This is a genomic window from Streptomyces sp. NPDC041108 (genome assembly GCF_055592645.1).
Genome location: NZ_JBVIYK010000003.1, coordinates 215,284 through 231,728 on the forward strand (window position 1 = coordinate 215,284; position 16,445 = coordinate 231,728).

The following is a 16,445-nucleotide window of genomic DNA, read 5'->3' on the forward strand; positions in this document are numbered from 1 at the left end:
CCCCGGGAGCGCCCCCCACGCGCGCGTACGTCCGTCGGCGTCGGCCCTCGTGTGCCGTCAGCCCTTCGTGGTGCACTTCAGCAGGTCGGCGGTGTCACCGGCGCGGATGTCCTTCAGGGCGCCCAGCGCGTCCCCGATGGTGCCGACCTTGACGAGGGTGAGTCCGTCGGGGACGTCCCGGGCGGCGGTGGCGCAGTTGTCCTCGGGCGTCAGGAAGTACCGGGCGCCCTTGGCCCGCGCGCCGACCGTCTTCATCTCGATGCCGCCGATGGGGCCGACCTTGCCCTGGTCGTCGATCGTTCCGGTGCCGGCCACGAACGTGCCGCCCGTGAGGCTGCCCGGAGTCAGCTTGTCGTAGATACCGAGGGCGAACATCAGTCCGGCGCTCGGGCCGCCGACGTCGGCGAGCTTGATGTCGATGGTGAACGGGAAGGTGTGGTCGGTTCCGGCCGAGATGCCGACGATCGCCCGCTCCTCGCCCGTGTCGTCGGACTTTCCCGTGGTGATCGTGACCTTCTGGGTCTCGGTCGCCGTCCTGTTCGCCTTCTCGGCGGCGGCCTGGGCCTTTGCGGGCACGATGACGAAGTCCACGTCCTCGCCGGGCTTGTGTCTGGTGACGAGCTTCGCCACGTCCTCGGGCACCTTGACCGCCGTACCGTCGACGGACTTGATCACGTCACCGGCGTGCAGCTCGCCCTCGGCCGGTGAGTCCTTGAGCACCGTGGAGACGATCACCCAGGACCGCACCGGGATGTCCAGTTCCTTCAGGGCCGCGACCTTGGCGCTCTCCTGGGACTGACTGAACTCCTCGGCGTTCTCCTGCGTCGACTGCTCCTTGGTCTTGCCGTCCGGGTAGAGCGTGTCGTGCGGCACGACCTTGTTGTCGTGCGCCAGCCAGCCGTACACGGCCTCGACCAGGTTCATCCGGTAGTCGGCGCTGGTGACGCGGACCGTGGTCATGTTCAGATGGCCGCTCGTCGCGTACGTCCTGCGCCCGGAGATCTGCAGCACCGGCTCACCGTCGTGCTTCCCGAGGGTGTTCACCGTCGGCCCCGGCGACATCTCCGCATAGGGCACGGGAATGATCACACCCGCGCACAGGAGCGCGATCAGCATCAGGGTGGAAGCGAGCATCGTCGCGGTGCGGCGTGGCATGGAACGACAGTACGGGACAGGCATGTCGGCGCACTGTCGGGGCCGTCCGTCCGGGGTGGGGCGGGGCCTAGCCGCCGGAGTGGGACCGTTCCATGGCCTCGCAGAAGCGGGAGTAACCCGCGAGTTCGGTGCCGTCCTCGATGCTCCTGCGGTTCCGGCTGGCCCAGCCGCCCCACAGTCCGGCACCGATCGCGGCCACGAGTGGAATCAGCAACCAGGCGAGCGCCGCCATGCCGGCCTCCCAACCCCTATCAAGCAACCACAACTGACTGATCAGCAGATTATCCGTCCGCTCCGTCAACGCTCGCGCCGGGGGGCGGGTTACGCAACCGGAACGCGCACGGACGCGTTCCGGTCACGGCCCCGGCTACGCGCCGACCCATTCATCGGTGCCGTCGGAGAACTTCTGGTGCTTCCAGATGGGCACTTCGCGCTTCAGGTCGTCGATCAGCTTCCGGCACGCCTCGAAGGCCTCGCCCCGGTGCGGACACGACACGGCGACGACCACCGCCAGGTCTCCGACCTCCAGGTTCCCCACCCGGTGCACGGCCGCGAGGGCTCGCACCGGGTAGTCGGCGACCACCTTCTCCGCGATCCGCCGCATCTCGGCCTCGGCCGTCGGGTGACAGGAATAGCCCAGCTCGTCGACGTCCGCTCCGCCGTCGTGGTTCCGCACGGTCCCCACGAACAGCGCGGTCCCTCCGGCCGCGTCGTCCCCGACCGCCCGGAACACCTCGTCGACGGAGAGTGCCGTCTCTCGAATCCCGATCAGCTTGACGGGCTCCTCGGCCCCCTGCTCACCGGGATGATCATCATTGACTGCCATACCCCCATCGTGCCCCACCCGCCCCCGGCCCGACGAGGCCGAAAAGGCACGTACGCGCGCGGGGCGGCTCGGCGGGACCTACGGGCACGGACACGGGACCTGCAGGCACGGACACATCAGAGCCACCCACCTGTCGTGCCGCCGGGGCGGCGCGGGTGGCGTGTCTGCCCCGGAAGCCGTCCCGGCGTTCGGCCCCGGCCGCCGTCCCGCCGAAGGCCCCTCGGCGAGGGGCACGTCCTCAGCGCCGGCCCCGCGCCTTCCGAGCCCGCCGCACCAGCGCCGCCGTGCCGAGCAACGCGACCGTCGCCCCCGCCGCACCCGCCGCGGTCGCGTCCTTGCGCCCCAGCCGTCGTCCGGCCACGGTGTGCCGCCCGGCGACCTCCTCCAGCAGTTCCGCCAGCACTTCCTCGTTCGTCCACGACGGCCGCCACCCGGCGTCGTGCAGCCGGCTCCCGCTCACGACCCACGGATACATCGTGTAGGCCAGGTCCCCGGCCGGCGACGGCGTCAGGCCGATCCGGTGGAGCCGGGCGGCGGCGCCGAGAGCGACGGCGGACGGCAGCTCCATGCGCCGGATCCCGCTGAGCTCCTCGACCTCCTCCTGCTCCAGCCACCCCTCGCAGCCGACGGCCAGCTCCCCGTCGACCTTCTCCAGCACAGCGTACTCCAGCGCGCTGCACAGATCCTCGACGTGACAGAACTGCCAGGCGGGTCGCGATCCGGCCACCACCAGCAGCCGCGGCGACTCGAAGTACCTGGTCAGGGCCGTGTCCGTGCCTCCGATGAGCGTCGCCGGGCGTACGACGGTGACGTTGAGGCCCGGATGGGCGCGCGGCGCCCGGCGTGCGAGGCGCTCGATCTCCAGCAGGTCGCCGACCCCGGTGGCCTCGGCGGTGGCCCGCAGCTCGGCGTCCTCCGAGAGCGGCAGCTCGTTGTCGGGCAGCGCGCCGTAGACCATCGCCGAGGTGCACAGCACGACCCGGTGCACCCCGGCCGCCGCGGACGCCGTCAGCACGGTCTGCGTCCCGCGCACGTTGTACGCGCTGCGGGCCGCCGCGTCGGTGCCCAGGTCGAGGTCGACCGCCAGGTGCACCACGACGTCCGCCCCGCGCAGCTTCTCGGCGATCGCCGGGTCCCGGACGTCCAGGATGTGCCACTGCGCGGCCGCGCAGTCGCCGCGCCGCTCGTCGATGGCGATGACCTGGCGGATCTCGTCGGACTCGGCGAGCCGCTCGGTGAGCAGCGCTCCGACGCCGGACGCGGCACCGGTGACCGCGACGACGGGCCCGCGCACGGCGGGACTGGTTGAGTGGTTTCGCGCTGCGCGAACCTGTGGATCTGGGGAACTCACCGGGCGTCTCCAGCGGTTGTCTTCAGTACGAACGCGGGCGACGCGTGCGTACCAGGTGGCATCCATCCTGCCGCAGGCCACCGGTCGGCGGAGCACCGAGGCCTTAACCCGCCGTGGTGTCTAGGCTGGGTGGTGTTCGGGCAGCCGTGCCGTCGGAGAAAACCGATGGCCCTATCAGCCGAGGAATCCCGTGAGTGACACCCCATTCGGATTCGGCCTTCCGCCGGAGGAGCCGGACGACGGCGACGAGGGCAAGAAGAAGGACCAGGAGAGCGGTGGTGGTCAGGGACCGGCCAACCCGTTCGGCTTCGGGTTCCCCGGGGCCGGCGGTCCCGGCGCCGACAATCCGTTCGCCGCGATGTTCGGTTCCATGAACCCCACCGACCTGGGCGCCGCCTTCCAGCAGCTGGGCCAGATGCTCTCGTACGAGGGCGGCCCGGTGAACTGGGACATGGCCAAGCAGATCGCCCGCCAGACGGTCGCCCAGGGGACCGCCGACGGCACCAAGGACGCGAGTGTCGGCCCGGCGGAGCGCACCGCCGTCGAGGAGGCCGTCCGCCTGGCCGACCTGTGGCTCGACGACGCGACGTCCCTGCCGTCCGGCGCGGGCTCCGCCGTGGCGTGGAGCCGCGCGGAGTGGGTGGAGGCCACCCTCCCCGCCTGGAAGGAACTCGTCGACCCGGTGGCCGAGCGTGTCGGCGGAGCCATGGGCGACATCCTGCCGGAGGAGATGCAGGCCATGGCCGGCCCGCTGATCGGCATGATGAAGTCGATGGGCGGCGCCATGTTCGGCCAGCAGATCGGGCAGGCCGTGGGCGTGCTCGCGGGCGAGGTCGTCGGCTCCACCGACGTGGGCCTGCCGCTCGGCCCGGCCGGCAAGGCCGCGCTGCTGCCGATCAACGTGGAGGCGTTCGGGAAGGACCTGGGCGTCGGCAAGGACGAGGTGCGCCTCTACCTGGCCCTGCGCGAGGCCGCCCACCAGCGTCTCTTCGCCCACGTGCCCTGGCTGCGCTCGCATCTGTTCGGCGCGGTCGAGGGCTACGCGCGCGGGATCAAGGTCGACACGGCCAAGCTGGAGGACGTGGTCGGCCAGTTCGACCCGCAGAACCCCGAGGAGCTGCAGCAGGCGCTCCAGCAGGGCATGTTCCAGCCGGAGGACACCCCGGCGCAGAAGGCCGCCCTGGCCCGCCTGGAGACCGCTCTGGCGCTGGTGGAGGGCTGGGTGGACGCGGTGGTGCACGCCGCCGCGAAGCCGCGCCTGTCGTCCGCGGACGCGCTGCGCGAGACCCTGCGCCGCCGTCGCGCCACGGGCGGCCCGGCCGAACAGACCTTCGCCACGCTGATCGGTCTGGAGCTGCGCCCCCGCCGTCTGCGCGACGCCTCCCGTCTGTGGGCGTCCCTCACCGACGCGCGCGGTGTCGACGGCCGCGACGCCCTGTGGGCCCACCCCGACATGCTGCCCACCGCCTCCGACCTGGACGACCCCGACGGCTTCGTCCACCGTGAGCAGCTGGACTTCTCCGAGCTGGACAAGATGCTCGGCGAGGCCGCGTCCGGCTCCACCGAGAAGCCGGACCTCAAGAAGAAGGACGACGACACCGAGTGAGCCTGCACGACGACGCGGTCCTCGTACTGAAGAGCTACGAGGACCAGGCCGAGTTGCGCCAGGCGTATCTCGACCACCTCGCGGCCCACCCGGACGGCATGTGGAAGGCGTGCGGCGACGGGCACATCACGGCGAGCGGTCTGGTGATCGATCCCGAGCGCGGCCGGGTGCTGCTCACGCTCCATAGGAAACTGCGCATGTGGCTCCAGATGGGCGGCCACTGCGAGCCCGGGGACAGCACGCTGGCGGGCTCCGCCCTGCGCGAGGCCACGGAGGAGTCCGGCATCGCGGGCCTGACGCTCCTGCCCGGCGGTCCGGTCCGTCTCGACCGCCATCACACCCCGTGTGCCTGGCACCTCGACGTCCAGTACGGCGCCCTCGCCCCGGTCGGCGCCGTCGAGGCGATCAGCGACGAGTCCCTCGACCTGCGCTGGTTCTCCTACGCCGAGGTTCCGACCGTCGCCGACGAGTCGGTCGTACGTCTGCTGGACGCCACACGAGCACGGCTCTGACCTCGCTCTTTGGTGTGACGTCGGTGGGCGGGGGGTGTGCTGCCGACGGGCGGTGGGCAGGCCCCCGCCGGGGGGACGGACACGGTAAGGGGCGTCCGCCAAGCGGACGCCCCTTACCGATGTGCCGACGCGCGTGCCTGCTGATCAGTTGCGGCTGCCCCCGAGGGAGTTGCCGCTCAGACCGCCGCCTCCCATGCCGAACTGCCCGAGCACCCCGGACGTGCGCAGATGCTGCGGCGGCAGCAGCTCGCTCGGCTGCACCAGGACGTGCCCGTGGCCCCCGAAGTGCATCTCCCAGCCCTCACCGGTGGAGCCCCTGCGGCGCCATACCGCGGACGTCGAGGTCGGCGCCTGGAGCTGGGTCCGCAGCGAGGTGGACCAGGCGATGACCGCGTCCGAGTCGACGCAGATGTTCTTCTCGGGCGTCACTTCGAGCGCGAGCGGCGCACCCGAGGTCATCAGGACGACCTTGCCGCCGCCGGACAGCTCCAGGTTGTACGCCCCGGCCGAGGCCACCTCGACGGCGCTGTCCACGGCGACGATGCCGACGTTCAGGGAGCCGTCGAAGGCGAGGACGGCGGAGGAGTCGACGGTGATGCCACGGCCGACCTCCGTGATGTGCAGGTACTGCGCGAAGTTCGCGAGATACACGACCCCGTTGCCCTTGCAGCGCATGAGTTCGAGGCGCTCACCGGTCATCCGCTCGGCGTTGCGCCAGCTGCGGTTTCGGTACTGGCTGTCGAAGTCGACCTGCCCCTCGAAGGCGACCATCGCGCCCTGACGAGCCAGGACGGGACTGCTGCCGATGGTGACATCGGTCTTGAGCAGCTGTGGGTTCTGCAGTGTGTAGCGCTCGGTGTGGTTCACCGGGATGTGCGCGAAGAGCGTGCTGTGCATGGTGTGCTGTTCTCCTCTCGGCCCCGGTCAGCCACGGATCTTGAAACGGTCGCCGGTGTCCTCGCTGGGCTGGACGACCACGAAGCCCCGTCCCTTGAAACCGATCTGGAAGGCCTCGCCGCTGCCCCGGCCGATCAGCGCACCGGCCTTGATGGTGCGGCGGGCCTTCATGTCGAGGCCGTCGGTCCAGGCGATCAGCGCGTCCGGGTCGACGTACGTCTCCCGTTCGGCGCAGTCGAGGGAGATCGGCACGCCCCGGCTGACCAGGGCGACCCATCCGGTGCCGCGGATCACGAGGTTGGTCAGGCCCGAACCGGAGAGCTTGGCGAGGCCCTTGACCGGCTCGATGGTGAGCTGGAGCGAGGCGTCGCAGGCCAGCAATGTGGGGCCGTTGACGGACAGAGCCTCGTTGTTCAGGTGGAGGATGAGGACGTCGCCGCCGTAGTCGGCGAGATACAGGTCGCCGTCGCCCCGGCAGAGCATGAGCTTGCCGCCCTCGCCGCTGACCATCTCCTCCGCGCTGCGCCGCAGCGTGGCGGGCGGGCCGTCGAACTGTACGTAACCGTCGTACGCGATCATCGAGCCGGCCTTGGCCAGGAGATCCTGGCCGGTGACCATGGTGACCTTGAGCGTCTTGGAGCTGTGCACGCTCATGCGGACGCCGGTGGCGGCGGAGCGGTGGGCGTTGAGTGTCTGGAGGTCCATGCTCTGCCTCACACCTCGAAGGGCTGGACGACGACGAAGTTGCCGGGCGCGCCGCGGAACTGGAGGTTGACGGCCTCCTGGGTCTGCCGGGCGTACCCGGAGCGGCGCAGCCTGAGCGAGGTCGTGGTGACGGCCTGCGCGCCGGCGGACCAGGCGATGACGGCGTTGCCGTCGACGTAGGTGGCCGGGCCGACGGGCAGGACGACGGGAACGCCGCGCGTCTTGACGACGACCGCTCCCGTGCCGGAGAAGAGCATGCTGAACAGGCCGCCGCCCGGCAGGCCCGCGCCCTCGATCCGGCGGACCTCCGTGTCCAGGGACTCGTCGAAGGCGAGGACGCCCGGCGCGCTGGTGTAGAGCTGCTCGTTCTCCAGGCGGATGACGAAGAGGCGGCTGCCCTCGTCCGCGAGGAACACCTCACCGTCTCCGGAGCAGCGCATCAGGGCCATGCCCTGGCCGGTCAGCTGGCCCGTCAACTTGCCGAGCAGGCCGGAACCCTTGTGGGCGAAGTCGATGTCGCCCTGGTAGGCAACCATGCTGCCCTGCTTGGCGAGGATGTTGGCGCCCTTGGTGAGCGTCGTCCGCACCAGCTGCGGGTTCTGCTCGGTCCAGCGGTCCCCGACGGGTGCCTCGGAGTACTTCGTCAGGACGACCCGCAGTCCCGCCTCCGGCGGCACCGGCGCGAGCTGCGTGCCACCGCCGAAGGGCTGGGCCTGCCCCGGGAAGGGGCCGGGAGCACCGGGGGGCGTGAACGGTCCGCCCTGCGGGGCGGCGCCGGGGGGTGTGAACGGACCCCCCTGGGGCTGGGCCCCCGGAGGAGTGAACGGACCGCCCTGGGGCGCACCGGGCGGGGTGAACGGGCCGCCCTGCGGTGCCGGGGGCAGAACGCTGCCGCCGGGCGGCGTGTGCAGGGGCGCGGCGATGGTCGGCGCGGCGTGCACGGAGGGGGAGGGCGCCGGGGGCGCGTACCCCTGCGTGGGCACCGGGGCCGGAGCCGCCGGAGAGGCGGGGGCGCCGAACGCGGGCGGCGCGAAGCCGGGGGTGGCACCGGACTGAGGCGGCTGCGGTGCGGCGGCCGGCTCCTCCTCCGCGACCTCGCCACCGAAGTTCTTCAGCAGTGCGTCGAGGCCACCGTCGAAGCCCTGTCCGACGGCCGCGAACCGCCACACGTCCTTCAGGTAGAAGTCACCCAGCATCACGGCACGCTCGGTGGAGAACTCCGAGCCGTCGAACGGGTACCGGGCCACTTCCTCGCCACCCGCGACGATACGGACGTATCCGGGGGCGATCTGCGACATCTGGCCGTTGCCGTCGATGGTCGCCGTGAAGGACAGCTTCTGGATCTGGGGCGGGATCCTGTCCAGGGTGACGCGGAAGGACTCCGTGTCACCGGACTGGGCACCCAGGAGCTGGATCGACTCCTCGGGGGACTTCGGCTGATTGAAGAAGACGAAGTAGCGGTCGTCCGACAGCCGTTCGTCGGCGTCCAGACCGAAGCAGCTGATGTCGAAGGTCAGCCCGGGGCCGGAGATCTGTACGCCTACGTACAGATCCGTACCCGCGGTGAGGTCACTGATCTTGGCCTTGTGGCCGCGTTGGAATTCCCTGGCCATGCGTTACGACCGTCCCCCATCCCGAAAGTGCGTGCGCCTGCGAGTGCGTCGCGTCAGGCTAACCGCAAAGTCGTGAAGCGTACGAGGCTGGTACAGAGCCGGTACAAAAGCGCGACTTCGGTCACCGGTCCCACAAACGCACACACATGCGCGATACCCCTTCCCCGATGCTCACCTTCGGGCCGCTGTGCGCCTACGGAGCACGGGCCGAACCGCGTTCCGCGGGGCGGCCGGAAAGCGGTGTCACTCGTCCGGGGCGACCGGCAGGTGCGGCAGCCGGCCGGCGGCGACCACCCCTTCGAGGTAGCCACGCGCCCGCTCGGTGCGCGGATACGCCTCGAGCAGCTGCCAGAAACGGGGCCCGTGCCCCGGTACGAGCAGGTGCGCGAGTTCATGGAGGAGGACGTAGTCGACGACGTACTCGGGCATTCCCTGCAGCCGGTGCGACAGGCGGATGCTGCCCTCGGCGGGAGTGCAGGAGCCCCAGCGGGTGTTCTGGTTGGTGACCCACCGGACGGAGGCGGGCCGGGCGCGACCACCGAAGTACTGGTCCGAGAGCCGCGCGGCGCGCTCCGTCAGTTCGGCGTCGCCGAGACGCCGTTTGCTTTCCTGCGCCGCCAGCTTGTCGAGCATGACGGTCACCCAGCGTTGCTCCTCGGCCTCGGACATCCGGGCGGGGATGAGCACGACGGTGCGATCGCCCTCGCGGTACGCGGAGACGGTTCTACGCCGTCGCGCGCTCCTGCGGACCTCGATCGCGCTCGCTCGTGAGCCGCTCGGCGGCTGGCTCGTCGTGCTGCGCTGTGGCTTTCCGGCGCGGTGCAGTGGGTCGGCGGGCACGTCCCGACGTTACCCGCTGCACACGGGGGAAGTCCCGCGTCCGGAAGGGTTCGATATCGATCCGCCCTCCGAGCGCCGGATTTGTACTACGGATGCCGTCGCCTGTGGACAACTTTCGACAGGCATCGTCGCGGTCCGTGCATGCTGGCACTCGTCGGCGAACCGTGCACTCGCACCGCCGGCACACAGCGACCTATCCAGGGCTGACGGGGGCCGATCATGCATCCGATGGTGAAGCCCGCGCTCCGGCGCGGCTGGCGGGATCTCAACACCGTGCAGTTCGGTCTGGCACCGGCGCACGCCATGGTGCTGGGCCCGATGGACACGGCGACAGGCAGTTTCCTCTCCCTGCTCGACGGGACACGCGGGCTGCCGCTCCTGCGCGAGGAAGGACGCCGGATGGGGCTGCCGGACGGCCATGTGGACGGCCTGGTGGACCGGCTCACCCGCTCCGGCCTGCTGGACGACGCGACGGGCGGCGGTCCGGCCGCGGACGAGTTGCGTGGCAAACGGGATGTCATGGAGCGGTTGCGTCCCGACGCCGCCGCCCTCTCGCTGATCGCGCCCGAACCTGGCGACGCCCTGAAACGTCTGGCGGCCCGCCGGTCACTGAGAGTGCAGGTACGGGGCGCGGGCAGGGTGGGCGCGACGCTCGCCTCCCTGCTCGCGGCCGCCGGCGTCGGTGAGGTGGACGTGCGCGACCTCGGCCGGGTGGAGCCGTGGGACGTGACACCCGGTGGTCTGCCGGCCGAGTCGATCGGTGAGCGCAGGGACATGGCCGCGCGCCGCGCCGCCCGCCACGCGGCACCCGATCGCCCGCCCCGTCGCCGCCGCGGGGCCCGGCAGCAGGCGAACCCGGCCGAGGACCCACCGACGGACCGTCTGCGCGAGGAGCCGGGCTTCTCACTGGTGGTGCTGGCCCCGCGTGCCGGTGTCGACGTCCACGCTCCGAAGCCCTCGGCCGCCGAACCGCTCATCGCCTCGGGCACGCCGCACCTCTATGCCGGTGTGGTGGAGGGGACCGGCGTGGTCGGCCCGCTGGTCCTGCCCGGCGAGACGGGATGTGCGGGCTGCCTCGACCAGAGCCGTGCCGACCGCGACGAGACCTGGCCACGGCTGGTCGCCCAGTGGCGCTCCGGTCGCCCCCATCAGCTCGAAGCATGTGATGTCACGCTGGCCACGACCGTCGCGGGACTGGCCGCGGGGCACGCGCTCGCGTTCCTCGACGGGCAGCTGCCGTCCAGCGCGGGAGCCCGCTGGGAGGTCTCGGCACCCGGCTTCGACTGGCACCCACGCCCGGTCTGGCCCCACGCCGCGTGCTCCTGCTCAGCCGCCGAAAAAGGCGACGGCGCGAAAGGTAACAAGGAACACACCCCGAAGGAGGGGGAAGCGCGCGCGACAATGGCGGAGCAACAGCGGTCAACGAGGTTGTCCCGCAAGGCACACGCGGCACGGCCTGCTGGGACTTGGAGGGCGCATGTCTGATCTTCCCCGCAAGGCGGTCACCCGGACCGCCAAGCTCGCCGCGCTTCCGCTCGGCATCGCGGGCCGGGCCACCTGGGGACTCGGCAAGCGGATCGTCGGCGAGTCGGCGGAGCTCGTGGGCCGCGAACTCCAGCAGCGCACGGCGGAGCAGCTGTTCAAGGTCCTGGGCGAACTGAAGGGCGGTGCGATGAAGTTCGGGCAGGCCCTGTCCGTGTTCGAGTCGGCGCTCCCCGAGGAGGTCGCGGGCCCCTACCGCGCGGCTCTGACGAAACTCCAGGACGCCGCTCCCCCGATGCCGACCCGCACGGTGCACTCCGTACTGGAGGAACGCATCGGAGAGGACTGGCAGGAGCTGTTCCTGGAGTTCGAGGAGAAGCCGGCCGCCGCGGCCTCGATCGGCCAGGTGCACCGCGCGGTCTGGCACGACGGCCGCGCTGTCGCGGTGAAGGTGCAGTACCCGGGCGCGGGCGAGGCCCTGCTCTCCGACCTCGGCCAGCTCAGCCGGTTCGCGCGCCTGCTGGGCCCGCTGATCCCCGGGATGGACATCAAACCGCTCATCGCGGAGCTACGGGACCGAGTCTCCGAGGAACTCGACTACGGCCTGGAGGCCCAGGCCCAGCAGGCGCACGCGGAGGAATTCGCGGACGACCCGGACGTCGTGGTCCCCGCCGTGGTGCACCAGTGCGACCAGGTGCTGGTGACCGAGTGGATGGAGGGCACCCCTCTCTCCGAGGTGATCACCGACGGCACTCAGGAGCAGCGTGACCGGGCGGGTCAACTGCTGACCCGCTTCCTGTTCTCCGGTCCGGCCCGCACCGGGCTCCTGCACGCCGATCCGCACCCGGGCAACTTCCGCCTCCTGCCGGACGAGAAGCTCGGCTGGCGCCTCGGCGTCCTGGACTTCGGCACGGTGGACCGTCTGCCGGGCGGCCTGCCGGCCACGATCGGCGCGGCCCTTCGGATGACGATCGAGGGCGAGGCGGAAGCCGTCTACGAGATGCTCCGCGCGGAAGGATTCGTCAAGGAGTCGATAGACCTGGACCCGGACGCGGTCCTCGACTATCTGCACCCGATCATCGAACCGGTCCGCGCCGACGAGTTCTCCTTCGCCCGCGGCTGGATGCGCAGTCAGGCCGCCCGCATCGCCGACCCCCGCTCCCCCGCGCATCAGCTGGGCAAGCAGCTGAACCTGCCCCCGTCCTACCTCCTCATCCACCGGGTGACGCTGAGCACCATCGGTGTCCTGTGCCAACTCGGCGCAACGGTCCGCATGCGCGACGAACTGGAGGAGTGGCTGCCCGGTTTCCTGCCCGAAGAGGAGGAGGAAGAGTCGGCCGCGGAGGCGTGACCGGTTCGCGCGGCGACGGCTCGTCGGCTGTCTGCACGATCCCAGCCCCGGGCATGGCCACGGGCGCGGGCAGCGGCATGGGCACGGTCAGGGGCCGGTACGCGGATGCCGTTCCCCGGGCCGGGGAACGGCATCCGGGAACGGCCCGGGGTTCACCACCGGGCCGATTCCAGTCGTCCCTCGATCGCCCGCAGGTTCTCCCGGGTGCAGGTCTCGCAGAAGTAGTGCCGTCGGCCGTGCTCCACGGAACAGATCCACAGGGGCTGAGGGGCTCCGGCGGTGGTGCCGCAGCGGGCGCACACAAGGATGTGGGGTTCTGCGGTCGAGCCGCAGTTGTCGCTGTCTCCGGAAAGACTCGTCACTCGGCGACGATAGCCCCGTGGTCGGCGGATCCGTGGTCACCACGCACCGCGGGGGCCGGCCCGTTAGGACCGGCCCCCGCGGGTACCACTGCTGTCGGTGGTTCTGATGTGCCTGGCCAGGCTGGTTGTGTCGGTTGCCGCGCGGCGGCTACTGCATGACCGCCATGGCGAGCGCACGGCGGGCACGCATCGACGCGCGCTCGGCCCGGCGCTGCATCCGGCGGGCGACCGCCAGGCGCATGGCCCGGCGTTCCTGCTCGGCCTGGTGCAGGCGCTCGTGCATATGCGCACGAGCCAGGGCTTCTGGCATGAGATGCATCTCTCGGGTCCTGTTCTGGCGCGAGGCGTTCGCGCCGGTGGTGGTGAAGTGTGGAGTCGCGGAGCCGGCGGGCTCACTCGCGGACGGCTTCATCGGGGCCTGCTTCTTGGGATCGTGCGTGAGGGGGCGGTCGATGGTTCCGGTGATGTTCATGCTGTGACCGGGTTCTTGCGCGGGCGGCCACGGGGCCGCTTGCGGGCCACGACAACGCCCTGGACGAAGAGCTCGCCACCCCAGACGCCCCAGGGCTCACGCCGCTCCTTGGCGCCGGCGAGGCAGGCCTCCATCAGCGGGCAGGTGCGGCAGAGGGATTTGGCGTACTCGACGTCGGCCGGCGACTCGGCGAAGAAGACCTCCGGGTCGTAGGAGCGGCAGGGTACGGGCACGCCGAGGTTCTCGATGGCGTCGTCGAGCGCGGTGAGCGCGGTGAGCGGGGTCAAGGTGGAGTCCTCCGTGAGGCCGGGCGGGGGGATCGTTTCGGAAGGCGGTACGGACGGGGCGTGCGCTTCGAGTTGCACGGTTCGTCTTCCTCGTCTGGTCGTTCCGGCCTGTTGGCCGGTGGCGGCTGGTACCGGGTTCTTTTCTTGTCCCGAGGCCCCTTCGCTCTGTAGTCCCCGGTCGGGGACAAACAGAAGGGCCGCGGATCCCGGATGGGGTTCCGCGGCCCTGAAGGCGCCGGCCTGATCGTCGATCAGGCTGGATCACTCCAGGGTTCAGGCCCACGGAAGGCCCACATCAGGTGGTGCTGCGTCGTCTGCTTCCGGAATCCGGCACCGGCCGCCGCGAAGGCATAGGCCTGGGCCTGTGCCTCTACTGCTGCTTCCAGTGCCTTGGTCGGTCGCTCGTTGCGCTCACGGACGGGAAGACCCGCCAGAGACACGGAGGGAGCCGGACGGTCGCCAGTGATGGCGGACAGACCGGTACCCAGGTTCGAGACGCCGAGCATGCACAGGGAGACGGCCGAGCGATCGGTCATTTTGACCGTGCTGGTGAAGCTGGTGTTGATGCTGATCACTGGACTCGCCTCCTCTCGGCGTCTATGGGGACCGGCGCAAGCCAATCCGACGGATATGAAGTACACCACGAAACCGGGGCCTTCGAGAAGGCCGCTGCTCTCGTGCCTAAGAACCTATGGGGATTCCCGGGGCATGCGCAAACTATTTTTTCGACGAGTTCGCATCAGTCGTTGCCGTCCTCGCACCCAGGCTCTCGACCTGCGCAGATGTCGAGAACATCGGCCCCGTAGCGCTGCAGCTTGCGGGTGCGCACACCTGGGATGCGACCGAGCTCAACCGGAGTGCTCGGCCCCGCTTCTGCGATCGCCATCAGGGTGCGGTCGGTGAAGACACAGAAGTCCGGTTGGCCGCTGCGCTGCGCCTGGACGGCGCGCCACTCGCGCAGTCGCTCGTACAGGCCCTCGTCCATGTCGGAGGGGCAGTCCTCGCAGCGCATCAGTTTCATGTCGCCGGCGTCCCGGAGGGTGCGCCCGCAGACACGGCAGCGGGCAGGCGTCCGGCTGGTGCGGCGGGCGACCGTCTCGGTGCCGGCGGCCATGCCGGCACCTGCGCGGCCGCCCGCCGAGCCCAGTTCGACGCCCCCGGTGCCCCCGGCACCGGTCCGGCCCGCCCTGGCGGTGGAGCCGGGGCGCAGTCCGTCGAGAAAGCGGCTGGGACGGCGGCTGGGGCGGCCGCCGGGCGCCCTGGACAGGGCCCAGGAGACCGAAAGCTGTTCGCGCGCGCGGGTCACCCCCACATAGAGGAGTCGTCTCTCCTCCTCGATCTGTTCGTCCGTTCTCGCGTAGGTGATCGGCATCATGCCCTCGGCGACACCGACCAGGAAGACGACGTCCCACTCCAGCCCTTTCGCGGAGTGCAGGGAGGCGAGGGTGACTCCCTGGACGGTCGGGGCGTGCTGGGCGTTCGCGCGTTCGTCGAGTTCCGCCACGAGGTCGCCGAGCGTGGCCTCGGGCCTGGCCGCGGCGAAGTCGTGGGCCAGGTTCACCAGGGCCGCCAGCGACTCCCAGCGTTCCCTGACCGCGCCGGACCCCGCGGGCGGTTCGCCGGTCCACCCCTCGCCGGACAGCACGGCCCGTACCTGCGAGGGCAGGTCGACGGCGTCCTCGAGCAGGGTGTCGTTGCCGCCGAAGCGGGCGGCGGCTCTCAGCGCGGCACCCGCCTTGCGTACTTCGGGACGGTCGAAGAAGCGTTCCGCGCCACGCAGCTGGTAGGGCACCCCTGCGTCCGCGAGGGCCTGCTCGTAGGTCTCGGACTGGGAGTTCGTCCGGAACAGGATGGCGATCTCTCCGGCGGGCACACCGGCGGCGACGAGATCCCGGATGCGGCGGGCGGCTCCCTCGGCCTCGGCGGGCTCGTCCGTGTATTCGGTGTAGCGGGGCTCGGGGCCCGGGGGGCGCTGCGAGATCAGTTCGAGGCGATGGTCGGCGGCGCGGCCGCGGGCCTGGGACAGCAGACCGTTGGCGAGGTGGACGACCTGCGGGGTGGAGCGGTAGTCGCGGACCAGCTTGACGACGGTGGCCCCGGGGTGGCGGTGGCGGAAGTCGAGCAGATGGTCGGGAGTTGCGCCGGTGAACGAATAGATCGTCTGGCTGGCGTCGCCCACGACGCACAGGTCGTCCCGGTCGCCGAGCCACAGCTCCAGGAGACGCTGCTGGAGGGGGCTGACGTCCTGGTACTCGTCGACCACGAAGTGCTGGTACTGGGAGCGGACCTGCTCGGCGATGTCCTGGCGGTCCTGGAGGATACCGACCGTGAGCAGGAGGACGTCCTCGAAGTCGATGACGGCCCGCTCGCGCTTCAGCTCCTCGTACGTCGCGTAGATCTGGGCGATCTCCGCCGGGTCCCGGGGGGCGTCGCGGCCCTGCTTGGCGGTCGCGGCGGCGTAGTCGGAGGGCACGGTCCGGGTGACCTTGGACCACTCGATCTCCGCTGCGGCGTCGCGGAGTTCGTTGCGATCGAGACGGATACGGCAGGCGGCTGCCGCGTCCGCGACGAGTTGGATCTTGCGGTCGACGATGCGTGGCATGGCTCCGCCGACGGCCTTCGGCCAGAAGTACTGGAGCTGGCGCAGCGCGGCCGAGTGGAACGTCCGGGCCTGGACTCCGGCGGCGCCGAGCTGGCGGAGGCGGCCGCGCATCTCTCCGGCGGCGCGGTTGGTGAAGGTGACGGCGAGCACGCTGGCGGGCTGGAGCATCCCGGCGCGCACACCGTAGGCGATCCGGTGGGTGATCGCCCGGGTCTTGCCCGTACCGGCGCCCGCCAGCACGCACACCGGGCCGTGCAGGGCCGTCGCCACCGCGCGTTGCTCGGGGTCGAGCCCTTCGAGCACCGCGTCGGCCGAGTCGGGGACCCGCGGGAAGAGGGTGGAGTGCGTTGCTGCTGTCACACGGCCATGCTGCCAGGTCCCCCG

At 71.0% G+C, this 16,445-nt stretch carries 17 protein-coding genes; 4 read left to right on the forward strand and 13 right to left on the reverse strand.

Annotation, left to right across the window (positions count from 1 at the left end; genetic code table 11):
- Window positions 1-57: 57 nt before the first annotated feature.
- The 4 genes from ACZ6BB_RS10540 to ACZ6BB_RS10555 all read right to left on the reverse strand — a co-directional run bounded on the left by ACZ6BB_RS10540 (window position 58) and on the right by ACZ6BB_RS10555 (window position 3,332).
- A complete protein-coding gene (locus ACZ6BB_RS10540) occupies window positions 58-1,155 on the reverse strand; it encodes a YlbL family protein (RefSeq protein ID WP_471614893.1) in 1,098 nt (365 codons plus the stop codon).
- A 67-nt stretch (window positions 1,156-1,222) separates the two neighbouring features.
- On the reverse strand, window positions 1,223-1,387 hold the full coding sequence (locus ACZ6BB_RS10545) for a hypothetical protein (RefSeq protein ID WP_471614894.1): 165 nt from the start codon (window positions 1,385-1,387) through the stop codon (window positions 1,223-1,225).
- A gap of 135 nt (window positions 1,388-1,522) precedes the next feature.
- The gene (locus tag ACZ6BB_RS10550; protein WP_275456207.1) at window positions 1,523-1,981 is read right to left on the reverse strand and encodes a molybdenum cofactor biosynthesis protein MoaE; all 459 of its coding nucleotides are present in this window, start codon (window positions 1,979-1,981) and stop codon (window positions 1,523-1,525) included.
- A gap of 238 nt (window positions 1,982-2,219) precedes the next feature.
- Entirely contained in the window at window positions 2,220-3,332 is a 1,113-nt protein-coding gene (locus ACZ6BB_RS10555; protein ID WP_471614895.1) for an SDR family oxidoreductase, read from the reverse strand.
- A 190-nt stretch (window positions 3,333-3,522) separates the two neighbouring features.
- Here ACZ6BB_RS10555 and ACZ6BB_RS10560 point away from each other — a divergent pair, with 190 nt between their 5' ends.
- Together ACZ6BB_RS10560 and ACZ6BB_RS10565 are read left to right on the forward strand one after the other, a co-directional pair.
- A complete protein-coding gene (locus tag ACZ6BB_RS10560; protein WP_471614896.1) occupies window positions 3,523-4,938 on the forward strand; it encodes a zinc-dependent metalloprotease in 1,416 nt (471 codons plus the stop codon).
- Window positions 4,935-5,450 carry an NUDIX hydrolase gene (locus tag ACZ6BB_RS10565; protein WP_471614897.1) on the forward strand — a complete coding sequence of 172 codons (516 nt, stop codon included), beginning with the start codon at window positions 4,935-4,937 and terminating at the stop codon, window positions 5,448-5,450. Before ACZ6BB_RS10560 ends, ACZ6BB_RS10565 begins: the two co-directional genes overlap by 4 nt.
- 144 nt (window positions 5,451-5,594) lie before the next feature.
- On the opposite strand, the gene ACZ6BB_RS10570 is transcribed toward ACZ6BB_RS10565, so the two are convergent.
- From ACZ6BB_RS10570 to ACZ6BB_RS10585, 4 genes are all read right to left on the reverse strand, one after another.
- The gene (locus tag ACZ6BB_RS10570) at window positions 5,595-6,347 is read right to left on the reverse strand and encodes an AIM24 family protein (protein ID WP_471614898.1); all 753 of its coding nucleotides are present in this window, start codon (window positions 6,345-6,347) and stop codon (window positions 5,595-5,597) included.
- 27 nt (window positions 6,348-6,374) lie between these two features.
- The gene (locus tag ACZ6BB_RS10575) at window positions 6,375-7,052 is read right to left on the reverse strand and encodes an AIM24 family protein (RefSeq protein ID WP_319362763.1); all 678 of its coding nucleotides are present in this window, start codon (window positions 7,050-7,052) and stop codon (window positions 6,375-6,377) included.
- 8 nt (window positions 7,053-7,060) lie between these two features.
- The gene (locus ACZ6BB_RS10580; protein WP_471614899.1) at window positions 7,061-8,665 is read right to left on the reverse strand and encodes a TerD family protein; all 1,605 of its coding nucleotides are present in this window, start codon (window positions 8,663-8,665) and stop codon (window positions 7,061-7,063) included.
- Window positions 8,666-8,908: 243 nt separating this feature from the next.
- Complete coding sequence (locus ACZ6BB_RS10585; protein ID WP_471614900.1) at window positions 8,909-9,505, reverse strand: M48 metallopeptidase family protein; 597 nt, start codon at window positions 9,503-9,505, stop codon at window positions 8,909-8,911.
- Between the two features lie 219 nt (window positions 9,506-9,724).
- Between ACZ6BB_RS10585 and ACZ6BB_RS10590 the strand changes: the two genes are divergently transcribed.
- Both ACZ6BB_RS10590 and ACZ6BB_RS10595 read left to right on the forward strand, forming a co-directional pair.
- Complete coding sequence (locus ACZ6BB_RS10590; RefSeq protein WP_471614901.1) at window positions 9,725-10,990, forward strand: TOMM precursor leader peptide-binding protein; 1,266 nt, start codon at window positions 9,725-9,727, stop codon at window positions 10,988-10,990.
- The gene (locus ACZ6BB_RS10595; protein WP_471614902.1) at window positions 10,983-12,338 is read left to right on the forward strand and encodes an ABC1 kinase family protein; all 1,356 of its coding nucleotides are present in this window, start codon (window positions 10,983-10,985) and stop codon (window positions 12,336-12,338) included. The genes ACZ6BB_RS10590 and ACZ6BB_RS10595 overlap by 8 nt, the downstream gene beginning before the upstream one ends.
- A gap of 152 nt (window positions 12,339-12,490) precedes the next feature.
- Here the strand turns inward: ACZ6BB_RS10595 and ACZ6BB_RS10600 are convergent, their stop codons facing one another.
- The 5 genes from ACZ6BB_RS10600 to ACZ6BB_RS10620 all read right to left on the reverse strand — a co-directional run bounded on the left by ACZ6BB_RS10600 (window position 12,491) and on the right by ACZ6BB_RS10620 (window position 16,421).
- The gene (locus tag ACZ6BB_RS10600; protein ID WP_471614903.1) at window positions 12,491-12,700 is read right to left on the reverse strand and encodes a hypothetical protein; all 210 of its coding nucleotides are present in this window, start codon (window positions 12,698-12,700) and stop codon (window positions 12,491-12,493) included.
- Window positions 12,701-12,848: 148 nt separating this feature from the next.
- Window positions 12,849-13,172, reverse strand: a complete 324-nt coding sequence (locus tag ACZ6BB_RS10605; protein WP_471614904.1) for a hypothetical protein — start codon at window positions 13,170-13,172, stop codon at window positions 12,849-12,851.
- Complete coding sequence (locus ACZ6BB_RS10610) at window positions 13,169-13,537, reverse strand: WhiB family transcriptional regulator (RefSeq protein ID WP_005480495.1); 369 nt, start codon at window positions 13,535-13,537, stop codon at window positions 13,169-13,171. Before ACZ6BB_RS10610 ends, ACZ6BB_RS10605 begins: the two co-directional genes overlap by 4 nt.
- Before the next feature lie 173 nt (window positions 13,538-13,710).
- Window positions 13,711-14,034 (reverse strand): hypothetical protein, encoded by a 324-nt coding sequence (locus ACZ6BB_RS10615; RefSeq protein ID WP_275456216.1) that lies wholly within the window; start codon window positions 14,032-14,034, stop codon window positions 13,711-13,713.
- A gap of 164 nt (window positions 14,035-14,198) precedes the next feature.
- On the reverse strand, window positions 14,199-16,421 hold the full coding sequence (locus ACZ6BB_RS10620; protein WP_471614905.1) for an ATP-dependent DNA helicase UvrD2: 2,223 nt from the start codon (window positions 16,419-16,421) through the stop codon (window positions 14,199-14,201).
- Window positions 16,422-16,445 lie beyond the last annotated feature (24 nt).

Coding starts and splice junctions, on each gene's coding strand:
- ACZ6BB_RS10540 (WP_471614893.1), bottom strand. CDS start 1,155: ATGCCACGCCGCACCGCGACGATGCTCGCTTCCACCCTGATGCTGATC.
- ACZ6BB_RS10545 (WP_471614894.1), bottom strand. CDS start 1,387: ATGGCGGCGCTCGCCTGGTTGCTGATTCCACTCGTGGCCGCGATCGGT.
- ACZ6BB_RS10550 (WP_275456207.1), bottom strand. CDS start 1,981: ATGGCAGTCAATGATGATCATCCCGGTGAGCAGGGGGCCGAGGAGCCC.
- ACZ6BB_RS10570 (WP_471614898.1), bottom strand. CDS start 6,347: ATGCACAGCACGCTCTTCGCGCACATCCCGGTGAACCACACCGAGCGC.
- ACZ6BB_RS10575 (WP_319362763.1), bottom strand. CDS start 7,052: ATGGACCTCCAGACACTCAACGCCCACCGCTCCGCCGCCACCGGCGTC.
- ACZ6BB_RS10580 (WP_471614899.1), bottom strand. CDS start 8,665: ATGGCCAGGGAATTCCAACGCGGCCACAAGGCCAAGATCAGTGACCTC.
- ACZ6BB_RS10590 (WP_471614901.1), top strand. CDS start 9,725: ATGCATCCGATGGTGAAGCCCGCGCTCCGGCGCGGCTGGCGGGATCTC.
- ACZ6BB_RS10595 (WP_471614902.1), top strand. CDS start 10,983: ATGTCTGATCTTCCCCGCAAGGCGGTCACCCGGACCGCCAAGCTCGCC.
- ACZ6BB_RS10605 (WP_471614904.1), bottom strand. CDS start 13,172: ATGAACATCACCGGAACCATCGACCGCCCCCTCACGCACGATCCCAAG.